Below are 24,578 nucleotides of genomic sequence, written 5' to 3'. Positions count from 1 at the left end.
GCGGGATCAGACGGCGGAAGCGGAAAGGTTGAGGGACGGCGCGGCGTCGAGTACCGGCGGATGCGTGACGATCGACTTCAGGTCCACCGTCGTGGCGCGCAGCTTCGCCGCGTCGGGAATCGGGCGGCGCGTCTCGTCGGAGCCGGCGAACAGCGTTTCGACGGCCAGCGCCGCATCGAGCAGCGCGAGATCGCCGCGAAACGCGCCGATCATCTGCAATCCGAACGGCATGCCGCGATGGTCGAGCCCGCACGGCAGCGACAGCGCCGGATTGGTCGCCAGCGTGACGACGTAGGTGAGCGACAGCCAGCGGTAGTAGTTCTCCAGCGCCACGCCGTTCACTTCCTTCAGGTACGGCGTGCTCCACGGGAACGGCGAGACCGGCGTGGTCGGCGAGACGATCACGTCGTAGCGCTCGAACAGCGCCTGGAAGCGGCGGAACAGGCGCGTCTGGTCGGCATGCGCGCGCACGCAGTCGGCGAGCCCGAGGCCGATGCCCATCTCGTAGTTGGCGCGCGGGTTCGGGCCGAGCAGGTCGGGATCGGTCTCGTAGGCCGATTGCAGCCCGGCCACGAAGGCTTCGGCGCGCAGCACGTCGAAGGTGCGATGCGCACCCTCGAAATCCACCGCCACCGGCTCGCACACGGCCACCTCGCGGCGCAGCACCTCGAGCTTGCGGCGGAACACGGCGCGGATCTCGTGATCGACCTCGCAGACGCCGAAGTCCTCGGTATAGCCGACCCGCAGTTTGGCGAGATCCACCGGCGCGCGCCCGTGCAGGGTCGGCGCCAGCGTGCAGGCATAGCCGAGCGGATCGCCGGCCGGCACGCCGACCGTGGCAGCCAGCTGCAGCCAGGTGTCGCCGACGTCGCGCCCCATCGGCCCGACCACCGCGAGCGGCGTCCAGCCAAGCGGCTTGCGGTCGCTCGGCACGAGGCCCGGCGAAGTCCGCAGCCCGACCACGCCGCACTTCGCGGCCGGGATGCGCAGCGAGCCGCCGGTGTCAGAGCCGCTCGCGAGCGGCACCAGGTCGAGCGCGAGCGCGGCGGCCGAGCCGCCCGACGAGCCGCCGGCGTTCAGGCGCGGATCGAACGGGTTGCCGGTGGCGCCCCACACCGGGTTGAAGCTGTTCGCGCCCGCGCCCATTTCCGGCACGTTGGTCTTGCCGACCACGATCGCGCCCGCCGCGCGCAGCCGGCGCACCAGCGTGTTGTCGCGCGCCGGCAGGTTCGCGCGGTGCAGCGGCGAGCCGTAGGTGGTCAGGAGGCCTTCGGTCTCTTCCAGATCCTTGATGCCGATCGGCAGGCCGTGCAGCATGCCCACGGCCTCGCCGCGCGCGAGCGCGGCATCGGCGGCGCGCGCCTCGGCCCGCGCGCGCGCGAAGCAGGTGGCGGTGATCGCGTTGACATACGGGTTGAGCGCCTCGATGCGCGCGATGCAGGCTTCGAGCAGTTCGACGGCGGAGATCTCGCGCGCCAGCAGCATGGCGCGTAGCGCCACGGCGCCGTGCCGGGTGAGTTCGTGATGATCGGTCATCGGGCAGTCCTTCATGCGGTGATCGGGAATGCGCCCAATGTAGACGAGGCCGCTGCCCGCAACCAGTGATGTTTATCGAACGCTCGCTTCACTTTTCAACAACCGGCGCCGGCGGCGCGAGTTCGTCGCCGAGCCGCGCGATGAACGCCTGCAGCAGCGCCGGCAGCGCGCGGCGCGCGAGCGTCTGGATCTCGATGGTGCGCTCGCTGGTGGCGAGTTCGGGCACCGGCAGCACGACCAGCTCGCCGGACGCGAGGCGCGGGCGCGCGAACAGCTCGCCGCTGAACGTGACGGCATCGCTGGCGAGCGTGAAGCCGAGCAGCGTCTCCAGCGTGGCGCTGCTGAGCACGCTCTGGCAGGCCACGCCTTCGCGGCTGCAATAGATGTCGATCAGCTTGTGCAGCGTGGAGTGCGGGCCGGGCAGCGCGAGCGGATAGGCCAGCAGCTCGCGGAACGACACCTGCGGCGCGCGCGCGAGCGGATGCGAGGCCGCCACGATCGCGAACACCGGCGACGGCGCGCTGAACGCGACGTGGACGTCCTTCGCGGGGCCGAAGCTGAACGTCAGGCCGAGATCGCATTCGGCCTCGCGCACGCGCTGCGTGACGCCGGCGGCCGTATCGACCACGACCTCGAACGAGGCCGGCGCGACGTCGCGCCGGAAGCCCGCCATCGCGCGCGGCAGGAAGGTGGCCGCGAAGCCCTCGGTGCAGGCGATCCGGATCGTGCGTTCGGTCTCGCCGCGCAGCGCGTCGATCTCCAGCGAGATCTGTTCCGCGTCGAGCTGCGAGCGGCGCGCGTAGGCGGCGAGCATCTGGCCGGCCTGGCTCGGCACCATGCCGCGCGACTGGCGCACAAACAGCGGCGTGCCGAGTTCGCTCTCGAGCCGCGCGATCTGCCGGCTCACGGCCGAGGGCACCACGTTCAGCCGGCTCGCGGCGTCGGCGACGGAGCCGGTGTTGACGACTTCGAGGAAATAGCGGACGGCGGTTTCCTGCAGGATGCGGGCGCTCATGACGAATCGGGGGAAGGGCGCGAAGCACGCGAGGCGCCCATCATAGCGCCTGCCCGCCGGGGCGAGGCAGGCCGCGCCCGCGGCGCTTCGAGCCTTGCCGCGCGCTCAAGCTTCGCGGGTCTCGCCGAGATGCGGCTGCACCTGCGGCCCGAGGCGGATCGACAGGCTGGTGACGAGCGCGAAGCCGGCGGCCGCGATCAGGAAGCCGAACACCGCGTCGTAGTTGCCGGTGGTCGAGACCAGCAGGCCGATCACGGCCGGCGCGACGAAGCCGGCCACCTGCCCGCCGAAGTTGACCATGCCGGCGCCGGTGCCCATCAGCGTGGTCGGCAGGAAGCGGGCCGGCAGCGCGAACACGCCGGCGAACACGAACGATTTGAAAAAGTAGACGATCGACTGGTAGGCGATCACGCCGCCCACCGTCCGGGCCGTATACATCTCGTAGAGGAAGAAGCCGGAGATCGCGCAGCACGCGGCCATCAGCCATTTCTCGCGGCCGTCGAACCAGCGCGTGAGGATCCAGCCGCCGAGCGCGGTCGAGATGCTCGCCGCCACGAACGGCAGCGGCGTGAGCAGGCCCACCGCCTTCAGGTCGAGATGACGCTCGGTCAGCAGATAGGCGGGCATCCAGGCGTCGAGCCCCTTGTTGACAATGCCCATGCCGAACCAGGTCAGCAGGATCTTCCACATCAGCGGCATCTTCAGCAGCGCGCGCGTGGCCGCGCCGTCGATGCGCGCCGCGCGGCCCGCCGCATCCCGGCCGCGATGCGTGTCCTTTACCGCCAGCAGGTAGAACAGCGCGAATCCGATCCCCACGCAGCCGGCCACCATGAACGCGTGGCGCCAGCCGAGCCAGAGGATCAGCGGCGCGATCGCGAGCGGCGCGATGAAGCTGCCGACGTAGTTCGACGACATCAGCAGCGCCGACATCTTCGGGCGGTCGGCGCGCGCGCAGGATTCGGTGACGCCCTTGACCGCGGCGCCCGGATAGCCGCCCTCGCCGAGCCCGAAGATGAAACGGATCGCGATCAGCGAGGCGACCGACCAGGCCAGCCCCGTCATCAGCGTGAACAGCGACCAGAACGCGATCGACACGACGATCACCTTCTTGCTGCCCCAGCGGTCGGCGATCCAGCCGCCGGGAATCTGCATGGCCGCGTAGCTGACGTAGAACGTGCTCATCACCACGCCGAGCGCGGCCGAGCCGACGTGGAACTCCTTGCCGATCGCGACCAGCGAGAGCGCGATCGCCGAGCGATCGATGTAGGAAAGGCAGTAGCCGATGTAGAGCAGCACGAATACCGCGAGGCTCGCGCGCCGGCCTTGAGTGGGATCGATCATGATGGGTTGCTTGCCGATGGTGATGAAATCGGGCTCGCGCCGGCCGTGCCGGGCGCGCCCACCGTGACTAGTCGAATCGATCCTAAGTAGCCTTAAATGGGCCGGCAAGTGACGAATTCCGATGCCTGCGTTCACGAAAACTCATCGGAGACGTGGCGGGCGAGGGTGGTTCGAATCTGCGGTTACGATCGGAGGAATGCGTGCCGGCGCATGGGCCGGGCGGGGGCGTTCGGCGCGGATGGGGATCGTCACGCCATCGCGGTGCCATCGGGGCAGGCGGAGCGGGTACCACCGATCATGAGGAGAACTGCCGAGCGCGGGCCGATGGTCGGCTTCGCGGCAAGGGGCGTGAAGCGGATGATGGAATCGCGGCGGCTTCATGCCGTCGCCGCGAGTCTCGAATGCGAATGCGTGAACGCCGGGCCGAGCGTGCGGCATGCATGGGCGCTGACGCACTCCATGCATGCCCGCGCCCCTCAGCGGTTCACGTCCACCACGAGCCGCCCGCGCACCTGGCCGGCCAGCAGTTGCGCGGCGGCCGGAATCGCGTCGGCCAGCGCGATCTCGCGCGTGATGGTGTCGAGCTGCGCGAGGTCGAGCGTGTCGGCCAGCGCGCGCCAGGCCGCCTCGCGTTCGGCGTAGGGGCGCGTGACGCTGTTGATGCCGAGCAGGCTCACGCCGCGCAGGATGAACGGCGCGACCGTGGCCGGGAACGCCATGTCCTGCGCGAGCCCGCAGGCGGCCACCGCGCCGTCGGCGCGCGTCGCCGCGCAGACGTTGGCGAGCGTCGTGCCGCCCACGGAATCGATCGCCGCGCCCCAGCGCTCCTTCTGCAGCGGCTTGCCGGGCTCGGCCAGCGTGGCGCGGTCGATCACCTCGGCCGCGCCGAGCGCGTGCAGGTAGTCGGCCTCGCGCGTCTTGCCGGTGGACGCCACCACGCGGTAGCCGCGCCGCGCCAGCAGCGCGATCGCGAAGCTGCCCACGCCGCCGCTCGCGCCCGTCACGAGCACGTCGCCGTGCGCGGGGCCGATGCCGTGGCGCTCCAGCGCGAGGAGGCAGAGCATCGCCGTGTAGCCGGCGGTGCCGGCCGCCATCGCCTGTCGCGCGGTGAGCCCGGCCGGCAGCGGAATCAGCCAGTCGCCGTTGACGCGCGCCTTCTGCGAGAGCCCGCCCCAGTATTGCTCGCCCACGCCCCAGCCGTTCAGCACCACCGCGTCGCCGGGCCGGTAGGCCGGATGCGCGCTGTCGGCCACGGTGCCCGCGAAGTCGATGCCGGGCACCATCGGGAAGCGCCGCACCACCGGGCTCCTGCCCGTGATGGCGAGCCCGTCCTTGTAGTTGAGCGTGCTGTAGGCGACCTCGACCAGCACGTTGCCGTCGGGCAGGCGGGCCTCGTCGAGCGTCTCGACGCGCGTGCGGCTCGCGCCGTCGGCGTCCTGGTCGATCAGAAGACAGTGGAACATGGTGCGTCTCTCGTTGGGAAATCAGTCCGCTGGCGGACGGGCGGGCGCCCGGGCCGGCCGCGTGCGCGGCAGGCCGGCGAGGAACCCGTTGAAGAACGTGTCGAGCGGCGTGGCGTTGCGCACCAGCCGCGCGCGCAGCACCGCGCCTTCCCAGCCGATCCAGAAGAACGCGGCGAGCGCGTCGAGATCGGCGTCGGCCGCGAGCACGCGCTCGTGCTGCGCGTCGCGCAAGCAGCGTGCGATGCGCGCCTGCCAGCCCGCGAAGATCCGTTCGAGCGCCTCGCGAAAGCCGTCCGGCAGCGCGCCCACCTCGAGCCCGAGATTGCCGATCAGGCAGCCGCGCGTGAAATCGTGGCGCGCCATGCCGGCCTTCGCGTCGTCGACGAACGCGGCGAGCCGCGCGAGCGCCGGGCGGCTCGCGTCGAGCAGCCAGTGGTCGAGCTTCGCGGCGAAGTAGGCGTCGTAGGCGTCCATCAGCTCGCGGCCGAACGCCTCCTTGCTCGCGAAGTAGTGATAGAAGGAGCCCTTCGGAATGCTGACGCGCTTGAGCACGGTGTCGAGCCCGGTGGCCGCGAAGCCCTGCTCGGTCAGCAGTTCCATGCCGGCGCGCAGCAGCACGGCGCGCGTGTCGGCATGGGCCTGCGGGTTTTTCGGGGGGCGGCCGCGGCGCGGCTTGTCGGGGGGCGTGAGGGGTGGCGTGCTCATGCGGCGAATTTTAGACCGATCGTCTATAAAATTCAACGACGAGATGGGAAGCGTGACGATGAAGCCCGTGCGTGGCGAGTGCCGGGCGGACGAAAAAAGGGGAATGAACGGGGGAGCGATGCGGTCGCGAGGGAGCTGGCAGGGGCCGTGATCCGACGTGAAACGGGGCGCGTTCGGACGGTGCGCAGCGCGAATCGGGCGGCCCGCCCGGCACCGTCATGTCGCGTTTGAGGGGACACGTGCCGGCCAACCGGCATCGCCTGTTTCATCTACGCGCCGCGCCGGCGCGGCTCACGCCTGGGCGTCGGCCGCGCTGCGCAGCGCCGTGACGAGCTTGCGGCCGGCGTCTTCGATGTGCCGCACCAGGATCGCGCAGGCCCGCTCGAGATCGCGCCCGCGCAGCGCGTCGATGATCTCCATGTGCTCGGCGCGGCTGTTGGAGCTGTGGCTCATCACGTCGTATTGGAACCGCAGATACCGGTCCGCCTGCATATGCAGCGCGTCGAGCGTGATCAGCAGGCGGTGGCGCTGGCCCTTCTCATATAGCGTGCGGTGAAACAACCAATTGACGTGGCTTTGTTTCGCGGGGTCGTTGCCGATGTGCTCGACCTTGTCGATCAGGTCCTCCGCTTCGCCGAGCACGCTCTTGGTCAGGAACGGGAACGCCATCTCCAGCGCGAGCGGCTCGAGGCGCGAACGCATCATCCACAGATCCTCGGCCTCGTCGGCGCGCAGCGGCGCCACCGTCAGGCCGCGCTTGCCTTCCTGGCGGGCCAGTCCGTCGGCTTCCAGGCGCACCAGCGCCTCCCGGATCGGGATGCGGCTCACACCGTATCGGGCCGAGAGATTTTCCTGGATCAGCGGCGTTCCAGGCGGCAGTTCCCCGCGCAGGATGTCCTCGCGAATGGCGTCCGCAACGAGCGTGTTTGGGGGTCGCAATGCCCACCTCCGGTTCAATTTTTTTGTTCTTGCCAATTGTATCTTGGCAACGATATGCTACGAATGTATCCAAATATGAAATATGGATACATAGGAAGATTTGAAGCGTTGCATCGTCCTCGCCGAAAGCGGCGAATCCGGGGGCGCCGGGCGTTGCCGGATGGGCTGTGATCGAAGGGCGGGTAGTGGTTCAAACATGGACCCGGCCAGCCGGGCACTACGGGAAGCCCCTAAAAAAACACTCGCAGGAGAGCACCAGTTGAAACGAGCAAATTCATCCAGCGTTCTGAAGCTTTCGCTCACCGCCACGGCCACGTTGTTGGTGCTTGCCGCCACGACGGCAGCGAGTGCCGATCAGGTCGTCGTGAAGATCGGCAGTGTCGAGCCGCTGACGGGCGGTATCGCCCATCTTGGTAAGGACAACGAAAATGGCGCGCGCCTCGCGATCGAGGAAATCAACGCGAAGGGGCTGACGATCGGCGGCCAGAAGATCACGTTGCAGCTCGATGCGCAGGATGACGCGGCCGACCCGCGCACCGCCACGCAGGTGGCGCAGAAGCTCGTCGACGACAAGGTCGTGGCGGTGATCGGCCACCTGAATTCGGGCACCTCGATCCCGGCCTCGAAGATCTACAGCGATGCCGGCATCACGCAGATCTCGCCGTCCTCGACCAACCCGGTCTACACGCTGCAGGGCTTCAAGACCACCTTCCGCGTGGTGGCCACCGACGCGCAGCAGGGCCCGGCGCTGGCCAACTACGCGAAGAAGCTCGGCACCATCCACCGCGTGGCGATCGTCGACGACTCCACCGCCTACGGCCAGGGTCTCGCGAACGAGTTCGAGAAGCGCGCGAAGGAACTGGGCCTCACGGTGCTGTCGCACGACGCCACCAGCGACAAGGCCGTCGACTTCCGCTCGGTGCTGACCAAGATCAAGGGTGAGAACCCGGACGCGATCATGTACGGCGGCTCGGATTCCACCGGCGGCCCGTTCACGAAGCAGGCCAAGCAGCTCGGCCTGCGCGCGAAGGTGTTCACGGGTGACGGCGTCTGCACCGAGTCGCTGGCCAACCTGGCCGGCGACGCGACCGAGAACGTGGTGTGCTCGCAGGCCGGCGCGGCGATCGAAACGATGCCGGGCGGCGCCGAGTTCCAGGCGAAGTACAAGAAGCGCTTCGGGCAGGTGGTCGAGTATGACGCGCCGTTCGCCTACGACGCGGTGAACATCATCGTCGACGCGATGAAGCGCTCGAAGTCCACCGATCCGGCCAAGATCCTGGCCGCGATGCCGTCCACCGACTACAAGGGCGTGATCGGTGAAACCACCTTCGATTCGCACGGCGACCTCGCGCATGGCGTGATCTCGCTGTACGTCTACAAGGCGGGCAAGAAGACCTTCCTCGATCAGGTGAAGATGTAAGCCGGCTCGAGCCGGGATCGCGGAATCGAGAAATTTTGCACGGCGGTCCGGTTGAGGCCGGGCCGCGCGCGGATCTTTTTCAAGGAGAGCCGTTGTGTCCGTAATGACCTATTTCGAATTCCGCGACCAGCTCAAGCGGGCGCGGCTGACCGCGCGGGAATTCGCGAATCTGGTGAAGATGAATGAAAATTCGATCACCAATTATTCACAAAAGGGCGTGGTGCCGTCGCATCTCGCGGTGATCGTGTTGCTGATGGGCGAGATGGCGGAGCATCAGGTCGAGTTTCGCGACATCATCGAACAGATGGAAATCGAGCAGAAGAAGCCGCGCGGCGCGTCGGTCAAGTTTGGCATCAGTGCGACCAAGGCAGCCCTGCAAGGTTGAGCTGTCATTCCGCTTTCGGTTCGCGGCACGCCTGTCGCGAACCTTCCCCGCCGTTCGCAATCCCTCCCCCGGCAGTCGAATCAAAATAAAACAATAATAAAAACAAAAATAATCCCACCTTGTCAGTGAATTATTCTGGATATAAAACGTTATCTCCAATCCGAGGGCCGGAGAAATAACCGTGAGTAATCAAATCGAGGTAGCTGCATCCCAATTCGCCCTGAGCCAGGATGAGTTGGCGAGTTTCCATCGCAATGGCTATATCGGGCCGTTCGATCTTTATCCGGGCGATGAAATGGAGGCGAATCTCCAGGCGTTGCGTCCCAAGCTGCTCAATACCAAAAAAGCCATTTACAGCCAGGAAAAATCGATTTCCGGCGTGACCAATCTGGCCAATTACGATCGCCATCTCGATGTCGATTTCCTGGCCTCGCACATCACGCGTCCCGAGATCGCCGACCGGGTGGCGAGCATTCTCGGCCCGGACGTGCTGTGCTGGCGCACCGAGTTCTTCCCGAAGTACCCGGGCGACGAAGGCACCGACTGGCACCAGGCCGACAACTTCTCGAACGTGGCCGGTTCCAAGCACCCGCAGATCGTGTGGCCGGAGGATGCGGAGTTCGGCGGCACCATCACGGTGTGGGCCGCGTTCACCGAGGCGAACGTCGAGAACGGCTGCCTGCAGTTCATTCCCGGCACGCACCGCACCATGAACTACGACGAGTCGAAGGTCATGGAGTACCGCGAGGACGCCATCAACAACCTGGAGAAGGACGGCGTGCGCCGCGGCTTCTTCGGCTACGACTACCGCCAGCTCCAGAAGGATCCGGACTGGAGCCCGGACGAGAGCCAGGCCAAGTCGATGGTGATGCGCCAGGGCCAGTTCATCATCTTCTGGTCGACGCTGATGCACGCCTCGCATCCGCACAGCGGGCTGACCGACAAGATGCGCCTGGGCTTCGCCGCGCGCTACCTGCCGAACTCGGTGCGTGTGTACCCGTATTCCAACACGCTGGAGGAATTCGGCGGCAGCGCCAATCTCGACAAGTTCGGCTGCGTGCAGGTGGCGGGCCAGGACGCGTTCGGCCATAACCGTTTCGTCAGCGAAAACGTCAACGGTTTCCGTTTCCAGTCGCGTTGATCCAGGAGCAGGCAGACATCATGAGCAATCGCAACGACATCAAGGACGTCCAGGCGTGGCTGGTCGACGCCTGCGGCGCGCTGGGCCTGCGCGTCGAGAGCGCCGATAGCGACTTCTTCGAGGCGGGCGGCACCTCGATCACCGCGGTCAAGCTGCTCTCGCGCGTGGAAGGGCACTTCGGCGAGGATGCGCTGACCCCGGAGGCGCTGTTCGAGCAGAGCCGCCTGTCGGACATCGCGAGCCACATCGTGCAGCACGGCGAGACGCGCGCCTCGTGAGCGACGCGCGAGCCCGGCAACGGGCCGCCGATACGGCACGCTGGTGCCTGATCCCGCGGCCCGTCGCCAAGCCTCGTCTGCGGCTTATCTGCTTTGCCTATGCCGGCGGCAGCGCCGACCTGTTCCGCGGCTGGGTCGACCTGCTCGATCCCGACGTGGAACTGGTGGCGGTGCGCCTGCCGGGCCGCGGCATGCGCCTGCGCGATCCGCTCTACGACGCGTGGCCGGCACTGGTCGAGGACTGCGCGTTCGCGCTGGCGCCGTACCTCGCCGAGCCGCACGCGCTGTTCGGGCACAGCTTCGGCGGCCGGCTCGCCTACGAGATCGCGCAGCAGGTCCGCCCGGCGATCGAGCCGGGCACCTGCCGGCGCCTTTTCATCGGCGGCTGCCGCAGCCCCGACCACCCGCAGGCGCGGCCCTACCTGCACGACCTGCCGGAGCCCGCCTATCGCGTCGCGGTGCGCGCGATGGGCGGCACGCCGGCCGACGTGTTCGACGACGAGCGGCTGATGAAGCTGGTGCTGCCCACGCTGCGCGCCGACATGCGGCTCGCGGAGCTGTGGGGCAACTGGCACGTCACGCCGCTCGAGGTGCCGCTGCACATCTACTACGGCCATGCCGATCCGACCGACGGCGCGGCCAGCGTGGCCGGCTGGCAACGCTTCACCCGGTCCCGATGCGAGCTGGTCGGTATCGACGGCGCGCATTTCTTTCTCGATAGCCATCGCGAACCGTTGCTCGAGCACATGGTCGCGCGTATGAGGAGCCAGTCCGATGAAACCGCTTCGCTGCGATGAAGCCGCCCTGTCGCTTCACGAGCGGATCAACCAGACTTCCGTGCCGTATCCGGACGAGGTGAGCATTGCCGCGCTGTTCGAGGCCGCCGCGGCGCGCTGGCCCGACGAGCCGGCCGTCGTCTCGGCGGCCCGCAGCTGCAGCTATCGCGAGCTCGACCACGGCGCCGACGTGCTGGCGTGGCGCCTGATCGAGCAGGGCGTGCGGCCCGGCGACGTGGTCGCGCTGAGCCTGCCGCGCGGCGCGGACCTGATCGTCGCGCTGGTGGCGATCCTGAAGGCCGGCGCGACCTACCTGCCGCTCGACGCGGCCTGGCCCGCGCAGCGGATCACCCACCTGCTCGGGCAGACCAACTGCCGCCACGTGCTGTGCGCCGCCACCGGCCTGACCCACCCCGCGCTCGAATCCTGCCGTGCGCTGCCGGTCTCGCTCGACGCGCTGCGCGAGGCGGGCCGGCGCGAGGTGCCCATCGGGCTGGCCACGGCCGATTCGATCGCCTACATCAACTTCACCTCGGGTTCCACCGGCCAGCCCAAGGGCGTGCCGATCGCGCATCGCAGCATCGCGCGGCTGGTGTTCGGCGCCAGCTACGCGCGGCTCGATCGCGACAGCCGCGTGCTGCACATGGCGCCCGTCACGTTCGACGCGGCCACCTTCGAGATCTGGGGGCCGCTCCTCAACGGCGGCGTCTGCGTGGTCTACGAGGACGGCTTCGTGCGTGCCTCGCGGCTGCGCGAGCTGATCGAGCGCCAGCGCGTCAACCTGCTGTTCCTGACCACGGCGCTGTTCAACGCGCTGGTGGACGAGGCGCCGGCCACGCTCGCCAGCGTCGCGACCGTGCTGACGGGCGGCGAGGCGCATTCGTTGCGCCACATGCGCGAGGCGCTGCGCCGCTACGGCACGGAGCGCATCGTCAGCGTCTACGGTCCGACCGAATGCACGACCTTCACCACCTGGTATCCGGTGCGCGAGATCCACGCCGACGAGACCATGCTGCCGATCGGGCTGCCGATCCAGAACACGCGCCTGTACCTGATCGAGGACGACGCACTGTGCGGCGCCGGCGAGCCGGGCGAGATCTGCGTGGCGGGGCCGGGCCTGACGCCGGGCTATCTCGGCATGCCGGAGGTCACGCGCGAGCGCTTCGCCGAGTACGAGATCGGCGGGCGCCGCGAGCGCCTCTACCGCACCGGCGACATCGGCTACCTGCGCGAGGACGGCGTGCTCGTGTTCAAGGGGCGCCGCGACGACCAGGTGAAGATCAACGGCTTCCGGATCGAGTTCGGCGAGATCGCGTTCCACCTGCAGAGCCGGCCCGAGGTGCGGCGCAGCTACGTGACGGTGCATGACAACGGCATCGAGAAGCGGCTGGTGGCGTTCGTGGTGCCCGTGGACGACGGCTGCCGCCCCGAGCAGATCCGCGCCGCGCTGGCCGAGGTGCTGCCCGCCTACATGGTGCCGGCGCAAATCCATCTGTGTGACGATCTGCCGATGTCGGCCAACGGCAAGATCGACCATCGACATCTGAAACAGACACTGGAGTGATCGAGCAATGAGTCTGAGCAAACGCGCCCAATATTTCCAGGAAGTGCTGGCCGAACGTGGTCTGGAGATGGAAGTCCTCGAGCTTCCCGCCTCGACGCGCACCGCCGACGATGCCGCCCGCACGCTCGGCTGCGAGAAGGCGCAGATCGTCAAGTCGCTGGTGTTCCGCTCGCTGGCCGACGACCGGCCGGTGGTGGTGCTCGCGAGCGGGCCGAACCGCGTCAACGAGGAGGCGATCTCGCAGCTGATCGGCGCGAAGATCGTCAAGGCCGACGCCGATTTCGTGAAGGAGGCGACCGGCTTCGCGATCGGCGGCGTGCCGCCGCTCGGGCACAAGCAGGAGGTCGCGTTGCTGGTGGACGAGGATCTGCTCGCGTTCGACGAACTCTGGGCGGCGGCCGGCACGCCGAGCGCGGTCTTCAAGATCGCGGGCCGCTTCACCGACATCCTGCCCGCGCATCGCGTGGTCTCGGTGAAATGACCGGACCCAATCATGTCTAGTCCCTATCCGGCCGAGTCGTACCGGACCTTCGCCGGCGAGGTGCGCGAGCGGCTGCGCGCCTGCCTGCTGCCCGAGGCCGAGGGCGCCGAGGCGCGCGGCCATCTTCCGCGCGCGATCTGGCGCACGCTGGCCGGCGAGGGGCTGCTCGACCTGCCGCTCGAAGGCGAGGGCTTCGTGCGCAGCGCCGTGTTCCTCGAGGAACTGGGGCGGCTCGGCTATGCCGGCGTGCGCGCGGCGGTGGGCGTCCACGCGTTCATGGCGGCGTCCTATCTCGCCTGGTTCGGCAGCGAGGCGCAGCGCGAGCGCTATCTGGCAAGGATGCGCGACGGCACGGCGGTGGCCGCGCTCGCCATCACCGAGGACCAGGCCGGCAGCGACCTGAGCAACCTGCAATGCCTGGCCGAGGCGGATGGCGACGCGTGGCGCGTCAACGGCACCAAGCGCTTCATCTCGAACGGCTCGCAGGCCTCGCTGATCGTGGCGCTGGTGCGCAGCAACGCGCAGCGGCACGCGCTGGGCGGCTGCAGCCTGCTGCTGATCGACGCCGACGCGCCCGGCGTCACGCGCACGCCGCTGGATCTGCTCGGCTGGCGCAGCGCCGACGTCTGCGACATCGGCTTCGAGCAGGTCGCGGTGCCGCGCGAGAACGTGCTCGGCAAGCCCGACAAGGCGTTCACCTACCTGATGCGCTGCCTCGACTTCGAACGCATGGTGGCGGGCATGCTCGCGCTGGGCGGCGCGGCGCACGGCATCCGGCTGGTCGACCGCTTCGTGCGCCAGCGCGTGGTGCGCGGCGCGCCGCTGAGCGCGAACCAGTCGGTGCGCCACGAGCTGGCCGACCTGATCGCCGAGCTGCGGCTGCTGCGCTGCTTCGGCTACCAGCTGGTCCTGCAATATGCGGGCGGCAGGCTCGGCAGCGGCGACGCATCGATCCTGAAGCTGCGCAGCACCGAACTGGCCAAGCGCGCCGCGCATCTGTGCGCGCAGTTCCATGGCGCGCGCGGCTACCTGTCGGAGTCGGAGGTCGCGCGGCTCTATCGCGACGCGACGGCGGGCACCATCGCCGCCGGCGCGAGCGAGCTGGTGCGCGAGATCATTTTCGACAGCGTCGACGCGGAGGCGCTGCTCGATTAGCATGCCGGGCCGCGCGGCGCGGGTTCCTTCTTTTGCACGGAGCATGGGATGTGGCTGATACAGGTAGCGCTCGTCGTGCTGGTCTGCAACGGCTGCGGCGTGATCGCCGAACGCATGGGGCAATGCAAGGTGATCGGCGAGATCGCGGGCGGCATCCTGCTCGGCCCGCTCGCGCTCGGCTTCGTCACGCCGTCGCTCTATCACGAGCTGTTCGCGCCCGGCACCACCTCGGCGATCAGCCAGTTCGGCGAGATCGGGCTCGCGCTGCTGATGTTCGAGATCGGCCTCGACGTGCGCCTGCCGTCGCAGCGCGCGCTGCTCGGCCCGGTGCTGATCGCCGTGCCCGGCATGCTGCTGCCGTTCGGCGGCGGGCTCGCGGTGGGCTGGTTCGCGCACGACGCCATCGCGCCGCAGCAGCCGTTCTGGCCGTTCGTGCTGTTTTGCGGCGTGGCGCTGTCGGTGTCGGCGGTGCCGGTGATGGCGCGCATCGTCACCGACCTGAACCTGACGCGGCACCCCGCGGCCGCCTCGGCGCTGTCGGCGGCGATGGTCGGCGACCTGCTCGGCTGGTGCGCGCTGTCGCTGATCATCGGCGTCTCGCGCCATGACGCCGGCTGGCGCGCGCTCGGCATCAACCTCGCGCTGCTGGCCGCCTACGTGGGGCTGCTGGTGGTGGCCGCCAGGGGCGTGCTGCTGCGCGCGGTGGAGCGCTCGCTCGCGCAGGGCTGGTCGCGCTACACGGTGGTGGCGCTGGCCGCCGCGGTGCTGGTGTCGGGATGGATCACCTCGCGGCTCGGTTTTCACAGCGCGTTCGGCGCGCTGCTGATCGGCATGCTGCTGCGCCGCGTGCCCGGCGTGCGCGAGCAGTTCGACCGCCTGCTGGGCGGCTTCCTGCACACCATCCTGATGCCGATCTTCTTCGCCTGCGCCGGGCTGAGCCTGCAGTTCTTCGATTTCACCGCGCATTCGCAGTGGCTCTGGCTGATGGCGTTCATCGCGGCCGGGTTCGCGGGCAAGTACGTGGGCGTGTTCCTGGCGTCGCGCGTGATCGGACACGGGCGCGCCGACTCGACCCTGATCGCCACGCTGATGAACGCGCGCGGCCTGATGGAGCTGATCTTCCTGTCGATCGGGCTGCAGTTGCGGATCCTGCCGCAGAACGTCTACACGATGCTGGTGATCTTCGCGCTGTTCACCACCGGCGTGACGGCGCCGCTGCTGCGCCGGCGGATGCGCCCGGTCGCGGCCGGCGCGACCGGGTCGGTCTGAGCGCGGGCGGCGCGGTTGGCACGACGAGTTTGACGCGATGAGGGGTGCGTGCCGGGCGGCGCCGGGCACGCGAGATGGGGGGAGACGCGGCGCCGGGCGAAGGGCGGCGGTCCGGCCGAACGACGCGCCGGGCCGCCGCATCGCGCCGGCCGATCGGTCGGTCGCCCCCCGTCAGTCGAAGCTCGTATCCGCGGCGAGCAGCACCAGGCAGTCGCCGGGTTCGACGCCCGCGAACGAGCGGATGCAGACCACGGTGCCGTCGGCGTCGAAGCGCAGCTCGCGCGGCGCGGCCCACGGCGCGTGCGGATCGAACACGCGCCCGGCCGGCTGCTGCCGGCTCACGCGTTCGCCGAGCCGGACCGCGGGCTCGAAGATGCCGGCCACGGGCGAGAACACGTAGTGCTGCTCGCCTTCCACCTGCAGGTAGCGCGTGGGCTGGTGTATCGGCGGCGGCGGCAGCGCGTCCGGCCGCACGATGCCGAGCGTGGCGAGCAGGCGCAAGAGCCCTTGCTCGACGATCGCGAGGCCGTCGGGGTTGCAGGTGCCGAAGCCGCCGAATTCGCCGCACAGGAACAGCTTGCCCTGCCGCTCCACGGCCGCGCCGTAGGTGCGATCTTCGCCGAGCATGTCCATCACCATCGCGTGGGGCGCGGCGAACGCGCGGACCAGGCGCAGGTAGGCGTCGCGCTGCGCCGGCTCGCGCGGCGGATAGACCAGCAGCGTGGGCAGGTGGTTGAGCGACTGGCCGCCCGAATGGATGTCGAACACGACGTCGGCGCGCGGGAACAGTTCGGTGTCGGCGTAGTGCGCGATCAGCTCGGTGACGGTGCCGTCGCGCTTGCCGGGGAACACGCGGTTCATGTTGGCCTGATCGATCGGCGAGGTGCGCCGGCCGGCGAGGAACGCCGGGAAGTTCAGGCCGGGCACGACGATCACGCGGCCCTGGATGGCGCCGTGCGGTAACTGTTGCAGGCGCTGCAGCAGCTTCATCAGCGCGATCGGGCCTTCGTATTCGTCGCCGTGGTTGCCGCCCGTGAGCAGCAGCGTGGGGCCTTCGCCGTGCTTCATGACCGCGATCGGCACGGGGATGTGGCCGTAGGCCGAACGATCCACCGAATGCGGCACGCGCAGCGTGCCGGTCTGGAAGCCGTCGTCGTCGAAGCGGAGGGCGGTGGTGATGCGTGATTTCCGTGCGTCCACGCTGGATGGCCCGATCGGTTGAATGAAGGGCGGCGCGCGGGCGCGCCGGGCTGCCTGCATGATCGACCAGGCCGGGGCGCGCGTTCCAATGCCGTTTGCTGCGCGCGGCGATGCTTGCGCGGCATCGCCATGTTGCGTCGCAGGCGAGGCTAGGCGGGCACGCCCGCGTGCAGCGATTTCAGCATCTCGATGAAGCGCGCGAGCGTGGGATTGCGGTTGTCCGCCCGGTAGGCGAACACGAGTGGAATCTCCATCTCCAGGTCGGGCAGTTCGAGGAACTGCACGCGTGCCGGCTGGCGGCTGCGGTTCGCGGCGTTGACGATGGCCGCGCCGATCCCGGCCGCCACCAGCGACAGGATCGATGCCTCGGTGCTGACCTCCTGCACCACGTTCAGCGTGAGCCCGGCGCGCGCGCAGGCCTGCACCAGATAGTCGTGATAGGCCGGATAGGTGTTGCGCGGAAACGAGATCAGCGGCGTGCCGTTCAGCTCGCCGGCGCGCACGGCCTTGCCGTCCGGCCACTGCCAGCGGCCCGGCACGGCCAGGATCACGCTGAAGCTCACCAGCGCGATGCTGACGATCCCGGCCGGCAGCGCCTCGAACGTGTAGAGGAAGCCGCCGTCCACGCGGTCGGCCATGATCGACTCGATCTGTTCGGGCGAGCCCTGCGGCAGCAGTTCGAGATGGACGTCCGAGGCCTGCGCCTGATAGCGCGCGAACATGTCGGGCACCAGCCCGTCCCAGCCGCTGTTCTCGACGAAGCCGATGCGCAGGTTGCCGGCCAGCCCGCCGGCGACGCGTCGCGCCGAGAGCGTCGCGGCGCGCAGCGCCGACAGCACCGTGCGCACTTCGCGCAGGAACAGCTCCCCGGCCGGCGTCAGTACGGCGCCCGCCGGCGTGCGCTGGAACAGCGCGACGCCGATCTCGGCCTCGAGGTATTGAATCTGGCGCGTGATGGCCGGCTGCGTGATGTGGATGCGCTCGGCCGCGACACGGAAGCTCTGGTTTTCGGCCACGGCGATGAAGTAACGCAGATGACGCAATTCCATGTCGAGTCCGTGCGGGAGGGAAGTGGCGACGTTCCATTATCGGGCCGTGCCGCCGCGTTCGGACGGGGAAAATGCGTGGGGTGGCCGGGGGCGTGCGCTAGCGCCGGCCAGCGGATTCAGCCAGCTGGTCCGACTGCGCGGCCGGCTCGTCGCGCGTTCCAGGCAGCAGGCTGCCGACGATGCCGAGCGCCGCGCCGAACAGCAGATAGAACGCGAGCGAGAGCGGCGAGCCGGTGGCGTGCAGCAGCAGCGTCAGGAAGAACTGCGCGAAGCCGCCGAAGATCATCACGGTGATGTTGTAGCTGATCGCCATGCCGGTCGAGCGGATCCGCGCCGGGAACTGTTCCGCGATGGCCGCCGCGTAGGGCCCGAGAAACAGGCCCAGCACGCCGCACAGCACGATCTGCGTGATCATCAGGCGCGCCGCGCCGGGCGCCGCGAGCAGCCAGCCGAACAGCGGCAGCAGCAGGAGGAAATAGCCGGCCAGCGAGGCGACGATCAGCGGGCGCCGGCCGATGCGGTCGGACGCGGCGCCGGCGAACGGCGTGACGAGCGTCATCGCCAGCACGGCCACGCACTGCGAGCCGAACGCGGCGTCGAGCGCGATCCCGAGGCTGCGATTGGCGAAGGTCGGCATGTAGATCACCAGCACGTAGAACGCGATCGTGACGGACGCCGTGAGCAGCGCGCTCGACAGCAGCGCCCGGCCGTGGCGGCCCAGCGTCGGCGCCATCGATGGCCGCGCGTCGCGGGGCACCTGCCCGGCGCGCGCGGCGGCATCCGGCTCCTGCAGGTGGCGGCGAATCCAGAACCCCACCGGCGCGATCAGCAGGCCGACCGCGAACGGGATGCGCCATCCCCAGGCGTGCAGCTGCACGGGCGACAGCAGGTGCGTGACGAGCGCGCCGATCGCCGTGCCGGCCAGCAGCGCGAGGCCCTGGCCGACCATCTGCCACGAGCCGTACAGGCCGCGCCGCCCGGCCGGCGCCAGTTCGATCAGCAGCGCCGTCGAGCTGGCGAACTCGCCGCCGGTGGCGAGTCCCTGCAGCATGCGCGCGACCACCACGATCAGCGAGCTGCCCACGCCGATCGCCGTGTAGGGCGGCGCGAACGCGAGCAGCGCGGTGGCCAGCGCCATCAGCGCGATGATCAGCTGCAGCGCGGATTTGCGGCCGCGGCGGTCGGCGTGGATGCCGATCAGGATGCCGCCGACGGGACGCATCACGAAGCCCACGCCGAAGCTGGCCGTGGTCAGCAGCAGCGCCGCGTAGGCGTCGCCGGCCGGGAAGAACACCGGCGAGATGATGGCGGCCATGAAGCCGAACACGATGAAGTCGTACCACTCCAGCGCGTTGCCGATGACCGCGGCCGCCACCTGCCGGAGATGCGTTTCGCTGCCTGTCGATGCCATGTCTGGGGTCCTGGAAGGGGCGGGACCGGACGAGGTCCGGTGGCGTCGCGAGCGTGCCGGCGCGCCGCCGCCTGGCGCAGGCGGCGACGTCGGGCCGGCCGGTCGGCTCCGCTTACTGTCCCCCGCGGAAAACAGGATTTCAAATGCCGATTGGTGTCGTTCGCGATGCCTGGCCGGCATCGCGGGTGGCGGGGCGGGAGGCGCAGACGCGGCGGCTGGCGAGTGGTGTTCCGAAGCCGGCGCGGCAGCGTGGCGGGGCGGTTGCGTGGTGGTGGGCTTGGCGGGCTGCGTGTCGTATCGCCCGAGCGGACCGGCACGAGCGATCCACGCGAGCGGCTGGCCCGAGCCGTCAGCGCGGCGCGGACGCGCCGTCCGCCGCCGGCGTGAGATCGAGCACGCTGGTTTCGCTCGCGACGAACCGGCCGCCGGCCGCGTCGTGGTCGTAGCGCGTGACGAGCACGCGGCGCGCGCCCGTCGAGGCCCCTTCATACGCGATCAGGTTGACCGAGTTCGGCCGGCCGTCGCGCACGCGCCGCGACACGGCCGTGCCGCCCTGGATCGCGTAGACCCGGCGCGTCGAGCCCGCCATCGCCACCACGTTGATTTCCGGCCGGTGCGTATGGCCGCCGAGGATCAGGTCGATGCCGGCATCGGCCCAGCGGCGCAGCGCGGCTTCGCTGCCGTGCAGGCGGTCGCGCGGCTTGCGCGGCCCGGCGCCGGCGATCGGCTGGTGCACGACCGCCACGCGCAGTTGCGCCGGCTGCGCGAGTTCGAAGCGCCGCGCGACGCGTTCGATCTGCGCGGCCGAGATCTCGCCCGCCGTATGGCGCGCGGGCCGCGTCGTGTTCACGCCCTGGACCAGCAGCGCCGGCGCGTCGAACACCGGCTCCAGGTCGGCGCCGAACGCACGACGGTATCGCGCGTAGGGGCGGAACAGCCGCGCGATCGGATCGAACAGCGGGATGTCGTGATTGCCGGGAATCGCGAGCAGCGCCTGCGGGCCGAGCCGTTCGACGAACCCGCGCGCTGCCTCGAATTGATGGCGCCGCGCGCGTTGCGTCAGGTCGCCCGACAGCACCACGAGGTCCGGGCGCAGCGCGGCCGCGAGCGTCACCAGCGCATCGACGGCGGCCGGCCATTCGGCGCCGAAATGCGGATCGGAGACCTGCAGCAGCGAGCTCATGCGCGGTTGCGCTCGGCCACGTCGGGCTCGGGCTTGAGCAGGCGCAGCGGCCGGTCGGCCACGCGAAATTCGAGCGGCAGGTCGAGCCAGGCGATCTCGCCGTCGGTGGCGACCTTGATGCGGCGGTGCCGCCGCGAGGCGCGCGCGACGGTGAAGCGCGTGAAGCCGAAGCCGACCACGTCGCCCGCGTCGCGCACCCGGCTGAACGCGCCGCGCAGCGACAGCAGGATCTGCGCGAGCCGCCCGTGCGCGAGCGGCGCCAGCGCCACCAGCATGCCCTGCGCGAGCAGCGGCGCCTCGGCCGCGCCCACCTGCTCGAGCTGGAGCCGGTTGTTGGCGACGAACAGCGTGGTGGTACGCAGCTCGCGCGCGGTGCCCTCGTGGTCGACGCGCAGCCGCAGCAGCCGGTGCGGACGCAGCAGCGTGGCGATCGCCGAGCCGAGCGCCACCAGCCGGCTGCGGCCGAACTGGCGCTTGTAGGCCTCGCGCTGTTCGAGCAGCTTCGGATAGAGCCCGAGGCTCGCGTTGACGAGAAACAGCGCGTCGTTGACGAAGCCGACCTGCACCGGATGCACGCGCGCCGTGAGCAGCAGCGCGATGGCCTGTTCGGGATCGGCGGGGATGCCGTGATCGCGGCTGAAGTAATTGAAGGTGCCGCGCGGCAGCACGCCGAACACGCAGCCCGCGTCGAGCGCGGCGCGCGCCACCGTGCGCAGCGTGCCGTCGCCGCCCACGCCCACCAGCACGCCGCCGCGCGCGAGGCTGGCCGCGCGCGCCACGCTCGCCTCCAGCCGCGACGGCTCGGTGACGCTGACGAGTTCGTAGCGGCGCCCGGCGCGGCCGAACGCGTCGTCGAGCCGGGCGACGAGCGTGTCGAGTTCGCGCCGCCGGCCCGAGCCGGCGTTGACGACGAACACGAACGGCGCGTCGGCGGTGGGGGCAGGTTCGGGGGCAAGGTCGGGCGCGGACGGTAATGCGGCTGGGGTGGACATCGTGGCGGCCCTCGCGGCGAATGAATGCTTACGATTGTATTTCAGTTGCCGGGCGCCGGGCGATTGCGTCGCCGATGCGTCTGCGCATCGCCAAGCCGGTCTCGCCCCGATACACTGGCCGGCGAACCGGTCGCGCGGCGGCCGGAGCGTCGCGACCGGCCGTGGGCCGCGCGGTGCCCTCGACAGGAGATGCAGGACATGAACGGCATGAAGGCGACCGGGGCGGACGCGATCGCGGTGACCACCTGGCGCGGCGACGCGCTCGAGAACTCGCATCGCGCGCATATCGCGGTGGTCGATGCGGGCGGCCGGCTGCTGGCCGGTTTCGGCGACCCGTTCCGGGTCACGCTGGCGCGCTCGGCCGCCAAGCCGGCGCAGGCGCTCGCGGTGGTGGAGACGGGCGCGCTCGAGCGCTTCGGCTTCGACGCGGCCGATCTCGCGCTGATGTGCGCCTCGCACAGCAGCGAGCCGCGCCACGTCGAGCGTGCGCGCGCGATGCTGGCCCGGCTCGGCGCGGCCGAGGACGACCTGCGCTGCGGCCCGCACCAGCCGATCTCCGACGCCATCGCGCGCGACTGGATCCGGCGCGGCATCGAGCCGAGCGCCGTATGCAGCAACTGCTCGGGCAAGCACGCGGGGATGCTGGCCGGCGCCCGCGCGCTGGGCGCGACGCTCGACGGCTACCATCTGGCCGGGCATCCGATGCAGCTGCGCGTGAAGCAGACCATGGCCGAGCTGTGCGGCCTGCCCGAGGACGGCGTGGCTTGGAGCATCGACGGCTGCAACCTGCCCACGCCGGCGTTCCCGCTCGATCGCCTCGCGCTCGTCTATGCGGGGCTGGCGCAGGCGGCGGACGCCGTCGCCGGCGGCGTCGACGAACCGCGCCCGGCGGCGCTCGCCCGGATCCATCACGCCATGACGCGCCACCCGGAGATGGTGGCCGGCGAGGGGCGTTTCTGCACCCAGCTGATGCAGGCGTTCGACGGCGCCGTGGTGGGCAAGCTCGGCGCCGACGGCTGCTACGGGATCGGCGTGCGGGCCTCGGACGACACGCGGCGGCTCGGCGCCGACGGCGCGCTCGGCATCGCGGCGAAGATCGAGGACGGCAACGTCGCCGTGCTCACCATGCTGGTGAGCGAGCTGCTGGCGCGGCTGGGCATCGGCAGCGAGGCGCAGCGCGGCGCGCTGGCCGCGTTCCATCGGCCGCCGATGCGCAATACGAAGGGCGTCGAGACGGGACGCGTGGCGTTTCCGTTCGAGCTTCAGGCGCACTGAGGCAGGTGGCGCCGGGCGCCGTGGGCGCGAGGCTGGCGGCGAAGTTCGCGGCGTGTGGCGTCGTAGCCGTTGCCGCGGGCTGCATCAACGCCGCATCAAGTTCGCCCTCGCCAGGCCCGCGCCACCAACGTCATCGCGGCAGCACGCGCATCGGTTGCCCCGCTCCGGCGCCACTGATTCCCGGCGCCTGACGCAGCCTGACAGGCGATACCCGCCGCACCTGCCATCGCCACGCAGCCGGCCGGTGCGAACACACTCACTCCGGCCCGGCGTCGCCGACCTTCGGCGCCCGATGCAGCCGGATATGCGAGATCCGCCGGACCTGCCACGCGGCGGCCACCGCCACGCAGCCGGCCAGCGCGATGCCGATGTGGATCGATTGCACCATCACGCGGCGCGCGGCCTCCAGCAGCGCGAGACCGTCGAGGCCGGCGCTGCGCAACTGGCCCAGCAGCGTCTCGCCGAGCGCGGGATCGACCAGCACGCGCGGGTCGGCCAGATGCGGCACCCACTGCGCGGCCACGCCGCTGCCGAGCACGCTCATCGCCTCGGTCACGCCCGCTGCGTAGTGATGGTGGACGATGGTCGCGAGGATGCTGGTGCCGAGCATGCCGCCTACCATCCGCGTCGATTGCAGCAGCGCCGTGGCGATGCCGAAGCGCTCGCGCCCGGCGATCTCCTGTGCGAACACGTTCAGGTTGTTGAGGATGAAGCCGAGGCCGATGCCCACCGCGGCCATCGCCACCTCCAGCACCGGATGCGGCGTGAGCGGCCCGGTCAGCGCGAGCGTGACGGAGGCGGCCGCGAGCAGGCCGAAGCCGACCGAGAGGATCAGCGTGGGCCGCTTCAGGTGCATCACGATGCGGATGTTGATCAGGCTGCCGAGGGCGATGCAGGCGGCGATCGGCGTGGCGAGCAGGCCGGCCGTCTCGGGATCGAGGCCGAAGCCGCCCTGCAGCAGCAGCGGCGCGAAGAAGATCAGCGAGAACATCACGAAGCCGGCCAGCGTCGAGAGCGTGAACAGCGTGACGAGCTGCGGATCGCGGAACAGGTCGAGCGGCACGATCGGGTGCGTGGCGCGGCGCTCGCAGACGAGGAACGCGCCGAACGAGACCACCACCACGGCGGCCAGCGCCGCGGTGCCGGCGCCGAAGCCGCGCGCCGGCAGCGCCTCGATCAGGAACTGCAGGCAGCCGAGCGCGATCGCCACCAGCACCGCGCCGGCATAGTCGATGCGGACCTTGCCGTCGCGCGGACGCGGGAACTGCGGCAGGTGTTTCCAGATGAAGTAGAGCGCGAGCACGCCCACCGGCACGTTGATCAGGAACGTCGAGCGCCAGCCGAAGTGCTGGCTGAGCCAGCCGCCCAGCGACGGCCCGGCCGCCGTGCCGATCCCGTAGGTGGCGGCCATCACCACCTGCCAGCGCACGCGTTCGCGCGGATCGGGGAACAGGTCCGGGATCGACGCGAACGCGGTGCCCACCATCATGCCGCCGCCCACGCCCTGCAGCGCGCGCGCCACGGCCAGCATGCGCATGTCGGTGGCGAGCGCGCACAGCACCGAGGCGAGCGTGAACACGACCACCGCCGCCACCACGAAGCGCTTGCGTCCGAAGTAGTCGCCGAGCCGGCCGAAGATCGGCACCGTCACGACCGAGGCGAGCAGGTAGGCGCTGGCGATCCAGGCGTAGTACTCGAAGCCGTGCAGGTCGGCGACGATCGACGGCAGCGCCGTGCTGACCACGGTCTGGTCGAGTGCGACCAGCATGTTGACGAGGCCGATGCCGAGCATCGCGAGCAGCGCGTCGCGAAACGGCAGGGAGGGCGAGGAGTCGTTCACGGGAGAGGCGCGCGGGGCGCGGTGCGGCAAAAGCCTGTCACGATAGCGACGCCGCGCGCGCAGCGCAACCGTTTCGCTTCGTTTCGCGCCGTTTCGGGGCGGGTTGGCGCGATCGCGGATGCCGATGCGGGCGGCAAGGGCCGGCCCGAAGGTCCGGCCC

22 protein-coding genes are annotated in these 24,578 nt (G+C 70.1%); 10 read left to right on the top strand and 12 right to left on the bottom strand.

The window, feature by feature from the left end; translation table 11 throughout:
• Positions 1-6 precede the first annotated feature (6 nt).
• From BpN12_RS25090 to BpN12_RS25065, 6 genes are all read right to left on the bottom strand, one after another.
• Complete coding sequence (locus BpN12_RS25090) at positions 7-1,536, bottom strand: amidase (RefSeq protein WP_246794956.1); 1,530 nt, start codon at positions 1,534-1,536, stop codon at positions 7-9.
• Positions 1,537-1,624: 88 nt separating this feature from the next.
• The gene (locus BpN12_RS25085) at positions 1,625-2,551 is read right to left on the bottom strand and encodes a LysR family transcriptional regulator (protein ID WP_246794955.1); all 927 of its coding nucleotides are present in this window, start codon (positions 2,549-2,551) and stop codon (positions 1,625-1,627) included.
• A 105-nt stretch (positions 2,552-2,656) separates the two neighbouring features.
• On the bottom strand, positions 2,657-3,892 hold the full coding sequence (locus BpN12_RS25080) for an MFS transporter (RefSeq protein ID WP_246794954.1): 1,236 nt from the start codon (positions 3,890-3,892) through the stop codon (positions 2,657-2,659).
• Positions 3,893-4,368: 476 nt separating this feature from the next.
• Complete coding sequence (acuI, locus tag BpN12_RS25075) at positions 4,369-5,355, bottom strand: acrylyl-CoA reductase (NADPH) (protein ID WP_246794953.1); 987 nt, start codon at positions 5,353-5,355, stop codon at positions 4,369-4,371.
• Positions 5,356-5,376: 21 nt separating this feature from the next.
• A complete protein-coding gene (gene acuR / locus BpN12_RS25070) occupies positions 5,377-6,060 on the bottom strand; it encodes an acrylate utilization transcriptional regulator AcuR (protein ID WP_246794952.1) in 684 nt (227 codons plus the stop codon).
• Positions 6,061-6,351: 291 nt separating this feature from the next.
• On the bottom strand, positions 6,352-7,035 hold the full coding sequence (locus BpN12_RS25065; protein WP_246794951.1) for a GntR family transcriptional regulator: 684 nt from the start codon (positions 7,033-7,035) through the stop codon (positions 6,352-6,354).
• A gap of 250 nt (positions 7,036-7,285) precedes the next feature.
• On the opposite strand from BpN12_RS25065, the gene BpN12_RS25060 reads away from it, so the two are divergent.
• From BpN12_RS25060 to BpN12_RS25020, 9 genes are all read left to right on the top strand, one after another.
• Positions 7,286-8,419, top strand: coding sequence for a branched-chain amino acid ABC transporter substrate-binding protein (locus BpN12_RS25060; protein ID WP_246797992.1), 1,134 nt, complete (start codon positions 7,286-7,288; stop codon positions 8,417-8,419).
• Positions 8,420-8,522: 103 nt separating this feature from the next.
• Positions 8,523-8,804, top strand: a complete 282-nt coding sequence (locus BpN12_RS25055; RefSeq protein ID WP_425306374.1) for an XRE family transcriptional regulator — start codon at positions 8,523-8,525, stop codon at positions 8,802-8,804.
• A 181-nt stretch (positions 8,805-8,985) separates the two neighbouring features.
• Complete coding sequence (locus BpN12_RS25050; protein ID WP_246794949.1) at positions 8,986-9,945, top strand: chlorinating enzyme; 960 nt, start codon at positions 8,986-8,988, stop codon at positions 9,943-9,945.
• 20 nt (positions 9,946-9,965) lie between these two features.
• Positions 9,966-10,223 carry a phosphopantetheine-binding protein gene (locus tag BpN12_RS25045; RefSeq protein WP_246794948.1) on the top strand — a complete coding sequence of 86 codons (258 nt, stop codon included), beginning with the start codon at positions 9,966-9,968 and terminating at the stop codon, positions 10,221-10,223.
• On the top strand, positions 10,220-11,020 hold the full coding sequence (locus BpN12_RS25040; RefSeq protein ID WP_246794947.1) for a thioesterase II family protein: 801 nt from the start codon (positions 10,220-10,222) through the stop codon (positions 11,018-11,020). Before BpN12_RS25045 ends, BpN12_RS25040 begins: the two co-directional genes overlap by 4 nt.
• Complete coding sequence (locus tag BpN12_RS25035; protein WP_246794946.1) at positions 10,998-12,563, top strand: amino acid adenylation domain-containing protein; 1,566 nt, start codon at positions 10,998-11,000, stop codon at positions 12,561-12,563. Before BpN12_RS25040 ends, BpN12_RS25035 begins: the two co-directional genes overlap by 23 nt.
• Before the next feature lie 7 nt (positions 12,564-12,570).
• Positions 12,571-13,044 (top strand): YbaK/EbsC family protein, encoded by a 474-nt coding sequence (locus BpN12_RS25030; RefSeq protein ID WP_246794945.1) that lies wholly within the window; start codon positions 12,571-12,573, stop codon positions 13,042-13,044.
• A 12-nt stretch (positions 13,045-13,056) separates the two neighbouring features.
• Positions 13,057-14,199: an acyl-CoA dehydrogenase family protein gene (locus tag BpN12_RS25025; protein WP_246794944.1), complete on the top strand. Its 1,143-nt coding sequence runs from the start codon at positions 13,057-13,059 to the stop codon at positions 14,197-14,199.
• 48 nt (positions 14,200-14,247) lie between these two features.
• A complete protein-coding gene (locus BpN12_RS25020) occupies positions 14,248-15,468 on the top strand; it encodes a cation:proton antiporter (RefSeq protein ID WP_246794943.1) in 1,221 nt (406 codons plus the stop codon).
• A 171-nt stretch (positions 15,469-15,639) separates the two neighbouring features.
• On the opposite strand, the gene BpN12_RS25015 is transcribed toward BpN12_RS25020, so the two are convergent.
• From BpN12_RS25015 to BpN12_RS24995, 5 genes are all read right to left on the bottom strand, one after another.
• On the bottom strand, positions 15,640-16,668 hold the full coding sequence (locus BpN12_RS25015; RefSeq protein ID WP_246794942.1) for a succinylglutamate desuccinylase/aspartoacylase family protein: 1,029 nt from the start codon (positions 16,666-16,668) through the stop codon (positions 15,640-15,642).
• Positions 16,669-16,817: 149 nt separating this feature from the next.
• Complete coding sequence (locus BpN12_RS25010; RefSeq protein ID WP_246794941.1) at positions 16,818-17,717, bottom strand: LysR family transcriptional regulator; 900 nt, start codon at positions 17,715-17,717, stop codon at positions 16,818-16,820.
• A gap of 97 nt (positions 17,718-17,814) precedes the next feature.
• Complete coding sequence (locus BpN12_RS25005; RefSeq protein ID WP_246794940.1) at positions 17,815-19,128, bottom strand: MFS transporter; 1,314 nt, start codon at positions 19,126-19,128, stop codon at positions 17,815-17,817.
• 349 nt (positions 19,129-19,477) lie between these two features.
• Positions 19,478-20,311 carry a metallophosphoesterase family protein gene (locus BpN12_RS25000; protein ID WP_246794939.1) on the bottom strand — a complete coding sequence of 278 codons (834 nt, stop codon included), beginning with the start codon at positions 20,309-20,311 and terminating at the stop codon, positions 19,478-19,480.
• Positions 20,308-21,303: a diacylglycerol/lipid kinase family protein gene (locus BpN12_RS24995; RefSeq protein ID WP_246794938.1), complete on the bottom strand. Its 996-nt coding sequence runs from the start codon at positions 21,301-21,303 to the stop codon at positions 20,308-20,310. The genes BpN12_RS25000 and BpN12_RS24995 overlap by 4 nt, the downstream gene beginning before the upstream one ends.
• A gap of 198 nt (positions 21,304-21,501) precedes the next feature.
• On the opposite strand from BpN12_RS24995, the gene BpN12_RS24990 reads away from it, so the two are divergent.
• Positions 21,502-22,578: an asparaginase gene (locus BpN12_RS24990; protein ID WP_246794937.1), complete on the top strand. Its 1,077-nt coding sequence runs from the start codon at positions 21,502-21,504 to the stop codon at positions 22,576-22,578.
• Positions 22,579-22,834: 256 nt separating this feature from the next.
• Here the strand turns inward: BpN12_RS24990 and BpN12_RS24985 are convergent, their stop codons facing one another.
• The gene (locus BpN12_RS24985; protein WP_246797990.1) at positions 22,835-24,370 is read right to left on the bottom strand and encodes an MFS transporter; all 1,536 of its coding nucleotides are present in this window, start codon (positions 24,368-24,370) and stop codon (positions 22,835-22,837) included.
• Positions 24,371-24,578: the final 208 nt, after the last annotated feature.

Origin of the sequence: Burkholderia perseverans (genome assembly GCF_022870505.1) — a bacterium.
Lineage (GTDB): Bacteria > Pseudomonadota > Gammaproteobacteria > Burkholderiales > Burkholderiaceae > Burkholderia > Burkholderia plantarii.
This window is presented reverse-complemented; position numbering and strand designations above follow the sequence as displayed.